13 protein-coding genes and 1 pseudogene are annotated in these 15165 nt (G+C 66.1%); 2 read left to right on the forward strand and 12 right to left on the reverse strand.

The window, feature by feature from the left end:
- The 3 genes and pseudogenes from ACIBEC_RS18630 to ACIBEC_RS18640 form a co-directional block, all read right to left on the reverse strand.
- Nucleotides 1-363 (reverse strand): annotated as a pseudogene (locus tag ACIBEC_RS18630) (hypothetical protein); the annotation flags it as partial.
- Between the two features lie 212 nt (nt 364-575).
- The gene (locus tag ACIBEC_RS18635; protein WP_360493502.1) at nt 576-1292 is read right to left on the reverse strand and encodes a GDSL-type esterase/lipase family protein; all 717 of its coding nucleotides are present in this window, start codon (nt 1290-1292) and stop codon (nt 576-578) included.
- A 625-nt stretch (nt 1293-1917) separates the two neighbouring features.
- A complete protein-coding gene (locus ACIBEC_RS18640) occupies nt 1918-2679 on the reverse strand; it encodes a methyltransferase domain-containing protein (RefSeq protein ID WP_360493505.1) in 762 nt (253 codons plus the stop codon).
- 613 nt (nt 2680-3292) lie between these two features.
- On the opposite strand from ACIBEC_RS18640, the gene ACIBEC_RS18645 reads away from it, so the two are divergent.
- Nucleotides 3293-3715: a DapH/DapD/GlmU-related protein gene (locus tag ACIBEC_RS18645; protein WP_317620843.1), complete on the forward strand. Its 423-nt coding sequence runs from the start codon at nt 3293-3295 to the stop codon at nt 3713-3715.
- Here the strand turns inward: ACIBEC_RS18645 and ACIBEC_RS18650 are convergent.
- The 4 genes from ACIBEC_RS18650 to ACIBEC_RS18665 are packed head-to-tail and all read right to left on the reverse strand — an operon-like array spanning nt 3712 to nt 7431.
- Nucleotides 3712-4437: a phytanoyl-CoA dioxygenase family protein gene (locus tag ACIBEC_RS18650; RefSeq protein ID WP_360261275.1), complete on the reverse strand. Its 726-nt coding sequence runs from the start codon at nt 4435-4437 to the stop codon at nt 3712-3714. The genes ACIBEC_RS18645 and ACIBEC_RS18650 overlap by 4 nt on opposite strands.
- The gene (locus ACIBEC_RS18655) at nt 4434-4655 is read right to left on the reverse strand and encodes a hypothetical protein (protein WP_360493508.1); all 222 of its coding nucleotides are present in this window, start codon (nt 4653-4655) and stop codon (nt 4434-4436) included. Before ACIBEC_RS18655 ends, ACIBEC_RS18650 begins: the two co-directional genes overlap by 4 nt.
- Nucleotides 4655-6325 (reverse strand): hypothetical protein, encoded by a 1671-nt coding sequence (locus tag ACIBEC_RS18660; RefSeq protein ID WP_360493511.1) that lies wholly within the window; start codon nt 6323-6325, stop codon nt 4655-4657. The genes ACIBEC_RS18655 and ACIBEC_RS18660 overlap by 1 nt, the downstream gene beginning before the upstream one ends.
- Nucleotides 6322-7431, reverse strand: coding sequence for a glycosyltransferase family 4 protein (locus ACIBEC_RS18665; RefSeq protein ID WP_360493513.1), 1110 nt, complete (start codon nt 7429-7431; stop codon nt 6322-6324). The genes ACIBEC_RS18660 and ACIBEC_RS18665 overlap by 4 nt, the downstream gene beginning before the upstream one ends.
- A 274-nt stretch (nt 7432-7705) precedes the next feature.
- Between ACIBEC_RS18665 and argS the strand changes: the two genes are divergently transcribed.
- Nucleotides 7706-9430, forward strand: coding sequence for an arginine--tRNA ligase (gene argS / locus ACIBEC_RS18670; RefSeq protein WP_360493516.1), 1725 nt, complete (start codon nt 7706-7708; stop codon nt 9428-9430).
- A 17-nt stretch (nt 9431-9447) separates the two neighbouring features.
- Here the strand turns inward: argS and ACIBEC_RS18675 are convergent, their stop codons facing one another.
- Genes ACIBEC_RS18675 through ACIBEC_RS18695 form a run of 5 tightly spaced genes read right to left on the reverse strand, consistent with a single transcriptional unit; the run spans nt 9448 to nt 14903 of the window.
- Nucleotides 9448-10059, reverse strand: a complete 612-nt coding sequence (locus ACIBEC_RS18675; RefSeq protein WP_360493519.1) for a hypothetical protein — start codon at nt 10057-10059, stop codon at nt 9448-9450.
- Nucleotides 10056-10808, reverse strand: a complete 753-nt coding sequence (locus tag ACIBEC_RS18680; RefSeq protein WP_188302156.1) for a sulfotransferase — start codon at nt 10806-10808, stop codon at nt 10056-10058. The genes ACIBEC_RS18675 and ACIBEC_RS18680 overlap by 4 nt, the downstream gene beginning before the upstream one ends.
- A gap of 32 nt (nt 10809-10840) precedes the next feature.
- Nucleotides 10841-11704 (reverse strand): histidinol-phosphatase HisJ family protein, encoded by an 864-nt coding sequence (locus ACIBEC_RS18685; protein WP_360493522.1) that lies wholly within the window; start codon nt 11702-11704, stop codon nt 10841-10843.
- Nucleotides 11680-12249 (reverse strand): nucleotidyltransferase domain-containing protein, encoded by a 570-nt coding sequence (locus tag ACIBEC_RS18690; protein ID WP_360493525.1) that lies wholly within the window; start codon nt 12247-12249, stop codon nt 11680-11682. The genes ACIBEC_RS18685 and ACIBEC_RS18690 overlap by 25 nt, the downstream gene beginning before the upstream one ends.
- Nucleotides 12246-14903: a pyridoxal-dependent decarboxylase gene (locus ACIBEC_RS18695; RefSeq protein WP_360493528.1), complete on the reverse strand. Its 2658-nt coding sequence runs from the start codon at nt 14901-14903 to the stop codon at nt 12246-12248. Before ACIBEC_RS18695 ends, ACIBEC_RS18690 begins: the two co-directional genes overlap by 4 nt.
- Between the last annotated feature and the right edge of the window lie 262 nt (nt 14904-15165).

A 15165-nucleotide genomic window follows, 5' to 3' on the forward strand; every position in this document is an offset into this window, starting at 1 on the left:
GGCACTGATGAGCTGGAACGGGGCGGGGGGGGGGGTCGATCCCGGCGGTATGCGGTTCACCTGTGGGGGTGTCATCCGGCCCGCCCGCCCCCCCCCGGGGGGGGGGGCGGCGCCCCACGTCACGATCCCGGCGTCGCGCGCGTGGACGAGCGGCCCGGCTCCATCGAGGGCTTGGGCGATCGGCTCGGCCGTGACGAGACTGACCGGCAGCTGGATGCCAGCGAGGTGGTGGTTCGCCGACCCGGCCGCCTCGCTGGCCAGCGCGATCAGTTCGGCGACGGTGAACGCCTGGTCGATGAAGCCGGCCCAGGTGGCGACGCCGTACCCCCCGATCCGGCCGGCCTGCGCGAACTCCCCCAGCACGGCGAACGCGACACGGAGGCTGTGATGCAGCTACCACCGGTCGTGGCCAGACCGTTCGGGTTTGTGGACGAAGACGACGTCCGCCCGACCGAGGGCCGCGAGCGATTCCTCGGTCTGGGCACGGACGTTCACGGGGGCGATGCTGTGGCCGCCGTCTGGGTAGAAGCCGGTCATCAGTCCAGCCCCTATCGGCCTTCCTCCGTCGCGGGCGCCTACCGCTCCACCCGGATGTCTTCGGCGCCTCCTGGCATTTCGACGTACCGACCGCCCCCCATCCCCTTGATCGTTCGCGCCACAAGCTCCGCAACAGGGCCGTGTGAGTCGCGGTCCAAGTGCAGTCCGTCTTCACCCATGTCGGCCACGTCATCGAGGCTGGCGAACGGCAGTCCGCGGCTGAGCGCCAGAGCGCGCAGTCCGCCCACCAACTCCTGCGAGTTAACGATTGATTGATGATCGAAATCGGCACCGTAGAGTTCCGCGAACTTCGGCTTACGGTTGTCTGGGGGAACCGGGGCCAGAAGGACGACCTGACTTCGGCTGCCATCGCGGCTGCTCACGATGGTCAGGATGTCATCGACGAGTTCGGATACTGCAGAGACGATCTGAGCCGAGGAACGCTCGAAGCGGACCTTGAGGTCGTTCGTGCCCAACATCAGTACCACGATGTCCAGCGGGAGATGCGTCTCCAGACACGGCCGTAGGTATGCGCGACCGCTGGCGCCAACTTGCTCGGGATCGTCCAAGTTGGTTGTACGCCCGCTCAGCCCTTCCTCGATGACGCTGTACTCGTCGCCCAGTAGGCACTGCAATTGGCCCGTCCAGCGTACGTCGACGGGCCACCGTCCGAGCTCGACCTGCTCGGAGCGCTGGCCATACGTGTTGGAGTCGCCGAAGCAGAGCACGGTGAGCGCATCGGGATTGGTGACCACTCGCCGATACTACTCGGCAGAGCCCGAGTTGCCTGACGAACCGTAGGCAGTCCTTGCCAGACATTCCGCCGCCAAATCCGTTGGCACATAGCCACATCGGCACGGCAGCATGACGTCATGCCGACCGTCATCACGCCAAGGCCGAAGTACTCCTCCACAGCAGTGCGGCCGGCCTGGGCTGCACTGCCGGTTCCCGTCAGAAACGCTGTCGAGCGCCGGCTTGGCGGACCCGTCTCCCCTGGGCCAAGCGCGGGAAGTGGGTTCACGAGTGGCTTTGCGGCAGTTGTGCACGGGTCGGCGGAGAGCCAGTTCGTTAAGGCTGCGTGCAGCGTCAGTGATCCACACATCGCCGAGTGCTACCGGCGGGAGGCGCTGCTCAACAGGGCCCTGCCCGCCGGTGTTCCGGCTCCTCGCGTGCGCTGGGTCGACGAGACAGCCGACTGGGTGATCCTCGGAATCGACCCGTTCTGCGATCACCCGCGCCCAGGCGGACACCGCTCACCCATATCGCTTGGCCTGCCCGATCGTGGAGTCTCGTAGACCCGCCTGCTCGCTCGTCGGAGCGGTTGCACCCCGATCAGCGGTACGGGCAACGGATGCTTTCCGCCTTTGGGCGCGCCTCACGCTACGCCAGCCGCCTGGCAGTTACGACTACTGCCGTCTCAGCGAAGAAGAACCGCGCGCCAGCAGCCGCCTCCTGCACCGCTGCGTGCCATGCCTCGACCTCATCGATGTCTACAAGGCCCTTCCTCCGAGAGGCTGTGAGGGTCAGCGCTTGCCTTATGTTCTCAATGCGCCGGGCTGCTTGGCCGACCAGCTCAGTTGAGGACGTGACCCACGTGGCGACCCGCTCCGAGATCAGCGGCGATGCCTGAACCAGCCCGGGTAGCTTTCGGCCGATTCGTCCATCCGCATGGTCCATCCACTGCTGTTGATCATCAGTGAAGGCGTGGCAGATCCGTCTGTCCAGGTCGCGGTCCACCCCCGCAATCATGATCGAGTCGAAGTCCACGTGCGCTACGACGGCGCGGCCACCAGGTTTGAGCAGCCGCCAGATCTCCGCCAGGAACGCGGGCGCGTCCGGAAGGCACTCGAGCACGTTGTACGAGACGACCGCATCAGCACAGCTATCTGGCAGAGGGACTGGCTCCCGGAGGTCTGTCACCAGGACGTCACTTCCGCCAGCGTGATCAGCAAGCAGTTCCCTGGCTGCTTCGACACTTGCTGTAGAACGGTCGACCCCAGTCAGATGCACTATCGGGAATCGACGGGCGAAGGCTGCCAGCGTCGGTCCCCTTCCACAGCCGAGATCGACCACTCGCCCGTGGGGGGGTGGTTCCACTGAGTCAACCAGGTGATGGTGAATTAGCCCATCCTCTTCGGACATCCCGACTTCTCCATCGATGCTGCGACCAGCGGACAACTGACCACCCTACGCAAGAGAGAACGGTGACCGGCTGCGTGAAGCCGGAAGTAGGGGCTGATCGCCGCCTGCCAGTGGCACCACCGATGTTCTGGAAGAGCGGATGGTGTTACCGGCCATGACAACTCTGGCTACTCTGACCTGCGGTGATTCATAAGGAAAGCTACATGTCCCTGCCGATTAATCAATGACGCTTGCTGTGGCCTATTCGGGTGATTTCGCAGCAGCGAGCCCAACAGTCGGTTGGCAGTCGGGCTGTGTGGCAGTAAATGACGATGGCCAGGGCTGAGACTTTGCGGTCGACGTGAAATCATTGCCCGCAAAACCGGCATGATTGACGATCGGGATGAACCGTCCAGGGGCTCGGCTGAGCTGTTCGCACGACATGCAGAGATCTAGTCGGGCAAGGGCCACGAAGGCGCCATTCCGGGTTCGCGAGGCGCTTGCCGCTGTCACGATGCGCAAAGTCTTGCCCATCTTGGGTAACCAACCGCCCTGCGCTGGGTAGGTATTGCTGGCGAAGTGACAGCTGGTGCAGGTGGGAGGGGCTTCAATCGTGACTCCGGAGCGACTGTGGATGACGGCGATCGCATTACGCAAGCGCGGATATCGTCGACTTGCCAAGCGCGTCAAGCAGTTGAACTCGTTGATCTATCACAACTCGCTGGCCGCCGGCTGCGATGTCAGCCCTGACGTCTACCTCGGGCACCACGGGATGGGAACCGTGGTCCACGACAACGTGACCGTCGGCAGTCACGTCCGGATCTGGCAGAACGTCACGCTCGCCGTTCGCGCTCCCGCAGGGTCGCCGCACCGGATCATCATCGAGGACAACGTGGTGATCGGCGCGAACGCCGTGGTCATCACCCCTCATCTCCAGAGCGTGCGGATCGGGCGGGGCGCAAAGGTCGGTGCCGGCGCCGTAGTGACCGGTGATGTCCCCGCTGGCGCGACTGTCGTCGGAGTCCCCGCCCGAGTCATCCGCGAGGGTGCCAGCTAGATTGCCACGCCGTTGATCGTCTCAGGCGGCCGTTGCATGCCCAGCAGGATCCGCAGCGTTTCGGTGCGTCCCCAGGGCCCGGGGCCCGGCGGGTCACTCATCGGCCGCACCCACCGTTCGACGAAGCTGAGGAGGATGGCTGACCGCGGGGAGCTAGAGGCGTTGAACCCGGAGCGGTGCCACGTCGCGGCGGCCATCACAAGAAGTGTCCCCGGCTCGGCCTCGAAGATGGTTGGTTCGTGGTCGCCAACTGGACCCGCGCGGTGCGGTGCTGCGTGGGATCCGCTCAGCAGCTGCGTGGCACCGTTCGCTTCGTGGAAGGGGTCCAAGGGTAAGACACATTGGAGCCCGAGAAGTGAGCCGCTCACCATGGTGGGCATCTCGTTGTACGGGTAGTCGATGTGCCAGTCGTCGACAGGCTGGCCCGGCTGCACCATGTTGAGGCTGTAGTCGGAGAGCAGGAAGTTCTCGCCGAGCAGGTCTTTCAACGTCGTGGTGAGCAGCGCGTTGTTGAGCAGGTCGATGAACGGGTCCCCGTGCTTGAAGAGGTCCCAGACTCGGGTCGACTTCGGGTAGTGGTGGGCATGCTGACCAACTGCGAGCGCCTCGCTCAGGACTCGCAGTTCGGCGCAGGCTGCCGGACCGAGGAAGGCCGGCCAGGCCGCATGCCCGTGGGCACGGACGTCGGCAGCAAGTCGACGTGAAGGAGCGGGAGTTGTCATCGGTCAACGTGTCCTGTCGTTTGGGCTCGGAGCTCGATGATGGTGCCGAACCTGTCGTGGTGCGACAGGTCGACGAGCCTGGTGTCGGCGGAGAGCAGTTCGGTGATCTGGTCGACCAAGTTGTCGACGTCGCTGTTGGCGTGACGGACGTCGAAGGTGGAGATGAGCTGCAAGTTCGGCTCGACGTCGTCCTGGTCGCGGTTGACATCTCGGGTCATCACAGCTCCAGTGAGTGGCGGGTGTAGCGCTCGGTCAACGACTCGGGCGGAACGAGCTCCACGGGCTGGGACTCCAGCCATCCGCTGATCCGAGTGAGGTAATCCTCGATCGCGCTTGTGCTGGGCAGAGAGGCGAGGTCAAGCACCGCGCAGGCCGGATCGGCCGTGTCGAACAGCCGCGCCAAGGCCCTGTAGAACAGCTGCTCGCCGTCAGCGACGGCCTTGATCGAGCAACTCCCGATGACTACGGGTGTAGGCACAGATGGGGCGAGCCGCTGCCAGCGCTCAATCCACCCAGGCGCGGTCCGGCTCCGCGAGATGAGTAGTTGCACTCCTTGGTCCGCGATCATCTGGGGAGGATGCCTGGGGGCGTCACCGCCGAGCAGTACTGCCCGAGACCGCGGAGGCTTACTGGCTTCAGTATCGATCTGGGCCACGGCGGTCATGTCAGCTTCCGAGGTCTCGTCGACTATCAGCGCTCCTCGAAGGGCGCGGGGGAGGGAACCGCGCAGAGCAACTGGGCTCTGGCCGGCGCCGGGTATCAAGATGAGCATCAGGCGGCGCAGCGGAATCCCGATCCGACTCGGCTGGGCCAACGCATCGATCGCACGGATGACCGTAGCCAGCCCGCCGTGGTTGGGCGCCGGGCGCGTCGTGCGGAGGGGACGGGCCAGGGATGCTCGGATATGACTGGCGAGAACTACCGGATCAGTCGACGCAGTTGCTCCGCCGTACTGTTCGGCGATCCTCGCTGCGTGCTCGTCCAGCCCCTCCATGAAGGAGACGTCCGGCACCAGGACGAGCTGGGCCTGCCCGAGCAGGGCTTCGGACAACGCATTGTTTCCTGGCTTAATGACCGCAACGTGTGCGGCCGCGAGTAGAGCCGCGAGCTGGGGCTCGAATCGTCGAACCGTGACGTTGGGAGTCTCTTGCAGTGCTCTGCCGGCGTAGTAGGGGCCGGTGACGAAGACGAAGCGGGCCGGGCTACTCTCCTCCCGCAGCTGGGCCGCGACGTGCGCACAGGCGTGGAACAGCCGGTCCCCGTAGCCATCCGGCATCTGGTCGCCGCCGGCACCGCCGTTGACCACCACGAGACGCTCGCCTGCGGGGGCGTATCGCTGCCGCATCTGCCCGATCTCCGCAGGGCTGGGGCAGTAGCAGAGGTTGCCGACGAAGGTGAAGCGACCACTTCCTTGAACAGCCGCCACGGATTGCCCGCTGTGCCCTTCCCGTCCAAAGTCCTCGGGGCTCTGGGCAATGAGGATCGCGTCGTAGGCGCCGAACCGGCCTTGGCTGCGGAGTAGGTCGAAGGAGGTCCCGTCGAGGCGACGCATGACGAGCAGCCGCGGCCGGTGGGCGAGGGCTGGAAGTGAGAGGTAGCGAGGATCAGGGTAGGTGTCCTCGATCACCACCGCAGGGTCCAGCCGGTGAAGGAGCCGGTCCAGGACCGCGGTGTAGCTGTCCTCGGCGACGGCCGAGGACACCCGATGCAGCAGAGGGAAGTTGACGACCTCGACGGCCGTGTCGCGGAACAGGCTCAGCGAGCTCGCTTGGCTGACGATGACCGGTCGAAGTCGGCCCTCCTTGCGGATCGCCTCGGCGATCAAGATGGCGCGTCGGATGTGGCCGAACCCGATGCCGTTCTTTACGAGCAGGACTACCGTCTTCACAAATCTCCTCCTGGTGTACGGGCTGGCGCGGGGAGCCTCAGCAGCGACAACAAAGTGCCTCGGGCCCGCGCCTCGGTGTAGCCGTGGATGATGGACTGCCTGGCTGCGGTCCCGAGTCGCCGTCGCCTGCGGGCGTCGTCGGCCAAGTCGACGATCGCGCGGCCCATGCCGTGCACGTCCCCTTCGCCGACTAGCAGGCCGTTGACGCCGTCGTTGATCACTTCGGGGATGCCCTCATGCCGGGTGGCAATGACGGCGGCCTCCGCGCCCATGGCTTCGAGGATGGACACCGGCAGTCCCTCCGCGTCGCCGTCGACCGATGAGGTGACCGCGTGGTGCAGCATGATGTCGGCTCCGCGGATGAGAGCCAGGGCCTGTTCGTGCGGTAGCCGTCCATGGACGGAGACGTGGTTGGTGAGCCCGTGCGCGTCGATGAAACGTTGGACGTCGGGCATCAGGGGCCCGTCCCCAACAAGATCGAGTCTGAGTCGCGAGTCCGCACGGCAGGCATCAGCGAACGACTCCAATAGGAGAAGCGGAGCCTTCTTGGGAACCAGCCTCCCGACCGCTACGCACCGAACTTGCCGGCTGCGCGGGTGGACTGGTGTCGCCGGCCGAGTCGGGGGGATCTCGACACAACAGCGGACCACCCTTAGCCGTTCCCTTGGTAACCCAAGGTCGATCAGGCGCTCGGCCGCCCTCGCGCTGGGCACGATCAGCCCGTCTGCGGCCGCGTAGCGCAGATAGACCTCCCGCCAGTAGGAGTCGCGGAGCCTAGCGGAGAGATCGACCCCGTGTCCGCGAACCCACACCCGCACGCCGACCGAGCGCAACAAGTCGAACCACCGGTCGGCAAAGTCGAAGTACTCGACCAGCACCACCTCCACGCCGTGCTTCGCCAGGAATTCGCGAACAGCCTGCTGCCGCTCCAGGGACGGGGCGGGATCGCCCGGCAACGGGTCGAAGGTGAGGCTCGGCGCGCCCGCTGTGTCCCAAGCCCCGCAGCCGACGACGGTCTCGCCACGCGGGGGCGGGTCGCTGACGACGACTGTGTCGCTGGGCGACAGTCTCTGAACGTCCCACTGGAGGAAGGTCTCGCTGGTCACGCCGATCTCCGGCAGAAGAATGCACAGTCGCCTCGACACATCGCTCCCTATGGTTGCGGCTACTGCCTTGGACTCGTAACGCGACAGCTCTGGCCAGCGGAGCCAGCCGTGCTCCTCTCCGATCAGCGGCGCGATTATCCGATCTTGATCTCGAGCGCAGCTGGCACCTCCGACGCCGGGGCTGCATGATCGTTTGGAGAGGCATGGCCTGACTACTCGTCAGAGCTGCGGCCGGGATTGGACACGTCTCTTTCGGCTCGGCTAGATTTTTGAAATGGCTAACCTGGAAGAGCTGCTGTGTCAGCGGCTCAAATCGGCGTTCGAGGCAGTGGCGGGAACTTCCGTGGACCCCCTCGTCCGACGATCCCAGCACGCGCACTTCCAGTCCGACGCCGCTCTGCCCCTCGTCCGCCAGATCGGCGGTAACCCGCGCGAGATCGCCGCTCAGGTGGTCGCAAAGGCCAAGCTCGACGACCTGTGCTCGTCCGTGGAGATCTCCGGGCCGGGTTTCATCAACCTGACCATCTCCGACGACGTCCTCGGCCAGATGCTGGCCGACACGCTCGATGACGACCGGCTGGGCGTTTCGCAGGTCGAGGGCCCCGAGACGATCACTATCGACTACTCGGCCCCGAACGCCGCCAAGGAGATGCACGTCGGGCACCTCCGGTCGACGATCATCGGTGACGCCGCCGTGCGCCTGCTCGAATGGCAGGGTCACACGGTGATCCGTCAGAACCACATCGGAGAGTGGGGCACGCCGTTCGGCATGCTCGTCGAACACCTCCTGGACATCGGCGAGTCCGAGGCCGCCCACGAGCTGTCCGTAGGTGACCTCAACGGCTTCTACCGGGCCGCTCGCGCGAAGTTCGACGCCGACGAGGCTTTCAAGGACCGGGCCCGCAAGCGCGTGGTTCTTCTGCAGGGTGGGGACGAGACCACGCTGCGCCTGTGGCGCACCCTGGTCGACGAGTCGAAGAAGTACTTCCTCACCGTCTACAGCACCTTGGGTGTGCGCCTGAACGAGGATGACTTCTTCGGGGAGAGCTATTACAACGACCAGCTCCAGTCGGTTCTGGACGAGCTGGACGAGCTGGGGCTGCTCCGTGACAGTGAAGGCGCCAAGTGCGTCTTCCCCGGCGACTACCTCAACCGCAACGGCGACCCGCTGCCGATCATCGTCCAGAAGGGCGACGGCGGGTTCGGCTACGGGGCCACAGACCTCGCTACCATCCGGCACCGTCTGAGGAATCTGCACGCCACCCGGCTGCTCTACGTCGTTGGCCTGCCCCAGCACCAGCACCTCGAGATGGTCTACGAGACCGCCCGCGATGCCGGCTGGCTCGCCCCGCCGGCCCGTGCCGAGCACATCGGCCACGGCTCGATCCTCGGCAGTGACGGCAAGATGCTGCGCACCCGTGCCGGCGTCTCCGTCAAGCTCGTCGACCTCCTGGAGGAGGCGATCATCCGGGCCTCTGCCGTCATCGCGGAGAAGAACCCAGAGCTGGACGAGGAGACCCGTGCCGCCGTTGCGCGGGCTGTGGGGATCGGCGCGGTCAAGTACTCCGATCTGTCGACCGACCGTCTCAAGGACTACGTCTTCGACTACGACCGGATGCTCTCGTTCGAGGGCAACACCGCTCCCTACCTGCAGTACGCCCGGGCCCGGATCTGCTCGATCTTCCGGCGCGCCGGGGTAGAGCCCACCCGTACCATCGACACGCTGGTCATCGCGGAGCCGGCCGAGCGTGCCCTGGCACTGGAGCTGCTTGGCTTCGGCACTCTGATCTGCGAGGTCGCTGAGAACCTGGAGTTCCACCGGCTCGCGCACTACCTCTACGGATTGGCCAGCGCCTTCACGTCCTTCTACGAGAAGTGCCACGTGCTCCGCGCCGAAGGAGATGTCCGGCAGAGCCGACTGGCTCTGTGCGACCTCACCGCACGGACCCTGGCGCTCGGCCTCGAACTGCTCGGGATCGACGCCCCCAACCAGATGTGACGCAGCTGCACCACCGACTAGCGCGATGGGGCAGGCCGCCAGTTGATCAACCCCGTCGAGGAATACGACCGGCACCACCGGTCGTAATCCTCGACGCTTTCCACCCCGTGGTCGAGCACCGCACGGTAGACGTCGATCGACCGGTAGGCCGCGCCCCGCTCCACCAGTGCCTCCTTGAGGCGCAGGATGGCGGCCCGCGTCACATCGTCCAAGGCCGAACGCATCGGCCCGACAAGATCGGCGGATCTGGGGCCGTCGTAGTCGCCGGCCAGCAACCACATCTGTACAGCCCATGGCACCCCCTGGTGGTGATATCGGAGTTCCCAGCCGAGCCCCGCGTCCACCTCGCCAACAGCGTTGATGAACAGTGCTCTTCGCACGGCAGGGTCCTTGGCCCAGGCGGCGAGCAGAGCAAAGCCGGATTCGACGCGAAGGTCGCCGTAGATTTCGATGTCGATGTCCGGGACGACCAGCAGCCCGTACGCAGCCGCCCCGCACAATCTCGGCTCCCCGAATCGCTGCCACCGCTCAAGGGGCTGGAGCACATCGAGCACCTGCCGAGCTGCCTCCTGCCGGGACGCCTGCCGCTGAAGAAGCCGACAGGCGTCGCCGTCCTCGGCGAGGTTCACGCGGTGGCTGGGCCGTAGCCCAAAGCCGCGCACGCCTCACGCAGGTACTCGGGGACCTCGGAATCGGCTGGCAGATCGCGGCTCGGTTGCACCGATCCAGTCTTGATGTTCTCGGTGAAATCCCCGATGCCCCACAGCATCGGCCCGTGATCCGCGGCCCCGTAGTCCAGCATGCCCGCCTCCCAGGCCACCCCCAGATGCGCGCACACCTCTCGCGTTACCCGTTCCGGCGCGGCGGTGAGGTCCTCGTAGCGAACCGTCAGGCCAGGCAGCTCCTGCCGGGCCTTGTCCAACTCCCGCAGATACGTGGTCACCAGGTACACCGAGTCGTCAAGGTCCTTGTCGGGACGCCCCGCGATCGCGGACTGGAGGATATGCAGCGGGTGACGGAGGAGGAAGATGAAGCGCGCATCGGGCCAGCAATCGGACAGCCTGCGCCACAGCAGCAAGTTGCCCGGTGTCTTATCGACGACGATCTCCTTCCCGCTCAGAGCGAGCTCCCGGTGCAGCAGCCTGTCCCACAGCAGATGCTCGATCTCCTCCTGGGGCAGGCCGGATACCCCCATGGCCAACTCGACGTACTTGCTTGTGAGTTTGACCTCCAGATCGGCCAAGTGCAGCTCGTGCGGAGCCCTGATCCGGCTATGCGTGTCCAGGATGCACCGCAGCAGCGTCGAACCGGAGCGGATCGAGCTGAGGATGAAGACCGGCGACGCGACAAGACGGCTGCGTGAGAGCGCGACAGACATGGCGTCATCTCCTCGTGGTTCATGCACAGGGATCACCGGCGCCAGAAGTCGATGGGGTGCTTGCCAGGACGGAACCCGACGCTCTCCACCATCGCCGCGGCGAGGGCGAAATTCTTCCCGACCGTGGACGGCTCGTGGGAGTCGCTGCCGAACGACACCGCCTCCCCGCCTTCCTCACGCCACCAGCGGAGCACGTTGTCCGCCGGCCACGGGCCCCCGGTATTGACCTCTAGCGCCCGGCCGGAGCTGGCCAAGGCACGAAGGACAGCCCGGTACTCCTCTTGGTAGTCCGCCGAGTCGAAGGGCTTCGCTGTCTTCGGCCAGGCCCGCATGGGGTAGTCGATGTGGGCCAGGATCCCGAAGATGCTGCTGCTCTCCACCATGCGCAGGGTCTCAGCGAGATACGTGCGCATGGTCTCCATCGCCGTGTCCGCAGTGAACACGGTCGGGGCGTAGTGCAGTTGCCCGCCCACCTCCAGGGAGTGCAACGAGCCGAGAACCCTTTGGAAGTCCCGCCGTTGGACCAGCGAGCTGGTCTCGGCCGCGAACAAGTGGGGCTCACCCAGTTCGACTCCGGCCAGGATCTTCAGGTCGGGGAAGCGGGCACGGCAGTGCTCCAGGCATTCCCAGTACCCGTCGACATCCAGCAGGCCGCTGCGGGCGTGAGTGTCGATCACTCGCACCACCGGTGTCTCGGCCTGCTGGCCTGGGAAGGCCCACGCGGTGAAGTCGGCGTGGTCGGTGAAGGCAATCGCAGGTAAGCCGATCGCCAGCGCCCGCTCGCACGCCTGCTCCATCACGGCTGTGGAGGCGTCCCAGGACCATTCGGTATGCACGTGATTGTCCGCCGGCAGTAGCCGACGGTCCGGGACTATCTGCTGCTCGTTACTGTCCACTTCGTGGTCCTCTCACTGGTGGGTGAATCACTGCGAACGCCGAGGGCCCGCAGCACATCGCGGTCGGGGGCCAGTACGGTATGGCCGCTTGCCTCAGCCAAGAGCTCCTGCGCCAACCGGGTCAGATCGTCCAGCTGCGGGGCTGAGCGCACGGTCAGGCGGGTTCCAAGCAGCGCCCGAAGCACTTCCACCGCGTCCGTCTCGGCCAGGTCCTCGCAGAGCGCCGCCTGCGAGCATGCCTGGCCGAGTGCACGGTGCATTGTTGCGCTCGACAGCACTGCCAGGCACTGCTCCACGCTGAACACCTCGATCGGATAGTTCAGATCGGGGGTGTAGCCCAGCGCCGTCTGCAGCCTGCCGAAGCCGACTCGCAGCTGCTCTCGGGTACCCGGGTCCGGCAAGTTGTCCAGCATGACAAAGCAGTCGATGTCGCTCCCAGGCCCAGCGTGCCCGGTGGCCACCGAGCCATACACGAACGCGGCCACCAGACCAGGGGCATGCTGCTCGAGGAACCGGGAGACCTGGGAGACGAGTTCGCTGCTCACTCGACGTCGCTCCATCCCGCCGGCCCGCCAGCTCGCCGACGCGTCTGCTGCGGCAGGTTGCCGCGAAGCTCAGCGAGCATCGGTTCCACCAGCGCGAGCGCTTCGGAGACCAACTTCTTCATGGCAGCGTCCAAGTCTTCGCGGGTGACCAGTGGGTTGCCCGGGCAGGCCGCCATGATCGTGTAGCTGGTGCCGGCCCCCGCTCCGATCCGGTCGTCGAGGTCCCCGAGAGTGTGCTCGTCGAAGCAGACCTCACCTGACTGGTACAGCGCAGTGTTCAGCCGCGAGGTATACGAGCTGATCACCTTGGCCGCCCGCAGCCGGCCAGCAGGGTCAAGCTCCGCCATCGCCCTACGGAAGGCTGGCGGGCAGAACACGAAGGCCAGCCGGTAGAAGTCCACATCGTTGAGCCGGACGAACAGCCCGCTGTCGTCGACTCGGCGTTCCAGATAGCGGACGATCGCCTGCCGGGACTCCACCATCGCGCCGAGCGTGCGGGTGCCGACGTGGCGTAGCAGCATCCAGGTGGCCAGGCTCTGGAAGCCGCGGGAGCCGAGGAACGGAGTGATGAGCCCGAGGTCCCAGCAGTCGTCAGCCATGACGGCGGCCTCATGACGGCTGAACTGGGTGAGCACCGCCCGCTCTCGGAAGAGGACATACGAGGACGGGTAAGGGGTGAATAGGCCCTTGTGCGGGTCCAGGGACACGGAGTCCGCGAGTTCGATCCCGGCCAGGTGCTGGCTGCGGAGCCGTTCGCTGAAGATCAGGCTGCCGCCGTGGCAGGCGTCCACGTGAAACCAGACCCCGTGTCGACGGCAGACCTCTCCCAGCGCCTCGAGGTCGTCCAAGCCGGTCGTGCGGCAGTTCCCGGCCACCCCCACGACCATGAAAGGAGTACGACCTGCCGGCGGGTCCGCCAGAAGGCGGTCCACCGCAGCCGGATCGGTGGTGAAACCCCGCTCGGTGCCCACCGACAGCACGGAGTCCCAACCCAGCCCCAGGTGGAAGGCAGCATCGCTGTGCGAGTAGTGGGCGATAGGGCCGGCCATCACCACGGAAGGCTGGGTGTCGAGCGCCCGCAGTCCCAGCTTGCGAACTTGGGGATAGGCCCGGCCTAGCGCCGCCAGCATGGCAACGTGATTGGACAAGTGGCCGCCTGTCGTCCACAGCCCGCCCACGTCCTTCACCCCGCGCAGCTCGGTCAGCGGAGAGTCCTCGTAGCCGACCAATGCCCGCAGCCACTCGATGACCTGAACCTCCACGAACGTGGCGGACGGGGCGCTGCGGTCGACCGCGATCAGGTTCTGGTTGAGCAATGGGCTGAGGATGCTGCCGGCCAGCGCTGCCAGCGCGTTCCCCGAGTCCGGGAATGCCAGGTAGCGAGGGTGCCCTTGCCGGATGGAGTGACGGGCGATCACCTCCTCGATCTCGGCCAGAACGTGGTCGAAGCAGGATCCGGCCTCGGGGAGCGGGCCGGCGATGGTCTTCTGCAACGCAGTCGGATCGGCATGGCGTAAGAAGGGAGTCTCCGACCCGGAGCCGTGCAGAAAGTCCAACCCGACGCGGACTGCGGAGGTGAGGTCTGCCTCATGGCTGGCACGGCTAGCACTTCCGCCCACCAGGTACATGTCCAGCACCGAACGATCCACCCCGCCGACCGCAGTACCAACGGCAAGAAGCAGCTCGTCCACTAGCTGCGCGGGGTCCGTCACGAGCCGGTCGTACCAATGCACGATGCGGGACCGCTCGACAGCAAGGTCACCAACCTCGACCGCGTCCAGGGCGTCGATCACCGCCTCGGTGCGCAGAGGTGCTCCGTCGGCCTCACCGCGGCAGTTGACCGTGATGGCCCGGCAGATGTCCGCCTCCATCGCAGCTTCGAACACCTCCAGGCACGCAACGAGCATGGCCGGATCACTGACCGACGCCAGGTGCGAGAACAGACGCGCCTCTTGAGCAGCCGGAAGGAAGTCGCCCCAGAAATGGCCCAGTTCGTGCCCATGGAGCAGTCCGCGGTCTCGAACCTTTTCGGGGCGAGCGTGGCGCCCCTCCAGCCGGAGACTTTGCCACAGCAGATCCCTCCTCTGCTGCCAGGAGACTGTCTGGACGTTGAGCAGTGCACGCTCGAAGGAGTCCGCGGCCAGCGGGTGACCGTCCTCTATCAGCGGCGCGCCACCCTCGTCCCCAGCGAACAGCTCTTCTGCCTCGACAGGATCGAGGCAATCGGCGAAGAAGATCCGGTGCCACAGCAGGCACTCGGCGGCCCGCACCGGATCGGCCGCCGCATCCACGACCTCCTCGAAGTCGATGAGCACGATCACCTCGCCGCGCAGGAACATGTTGCGCGGCGCGAAGCCCTGCCAGATCACGCCGGCGGTGAGCATCGCCTTGCGCATCGCCCGTAGCGACACCACGACACGCCCTCGTACAGCAGAACCGAGGGCGTCCGAGCGCAGCAGGTCCTCCAGGGTCTGCCCGAGGTTCGGCGTGAAGGCCCACGGGTCGGACGAGGGATCGACTCGCACCAAGGCGTAGTCCCCCTGGACCTCGAACCGGAGGCCAGAGGGCGACGTGAACTGCCTCAACAGCTCCCCAATGCGCTCCTCGTTGCGCAGCCGAGCCTCAACGGATTCGGCCGACCAGACCAACGCCACCAGCCCGCCGGAGCTCCTGTCCGCCGACTGGACCAGGCGCGCTCGGCGCGACGGATGGATCGGGACGGCAGTCTGCGCCAGTGGCGGCTGAGAGGCCATGAATGACGCGAAGTCCGAGACCGTGGCGAGTAGATCCCGTACCGTCCGTGCAGCCGGCCCGACACCTTCGACTGTCGGCTTGTCAGACGAAGCGCTCGGCTGGAGCTGTGGCGGGAGCCCGTGGACGAGGATCACTGCCGCCCCGTGAGGGTTCCTCTCCGCA

The organism is Kitasatospora sp. NPDC051164, assembly GCF_044455625.1.
Taxonomy (GTDB): Bacteria; Actinomycetota; Actinomycetes; order Streptomycetales; family Streptomycetaceae; genus Kitasatospora.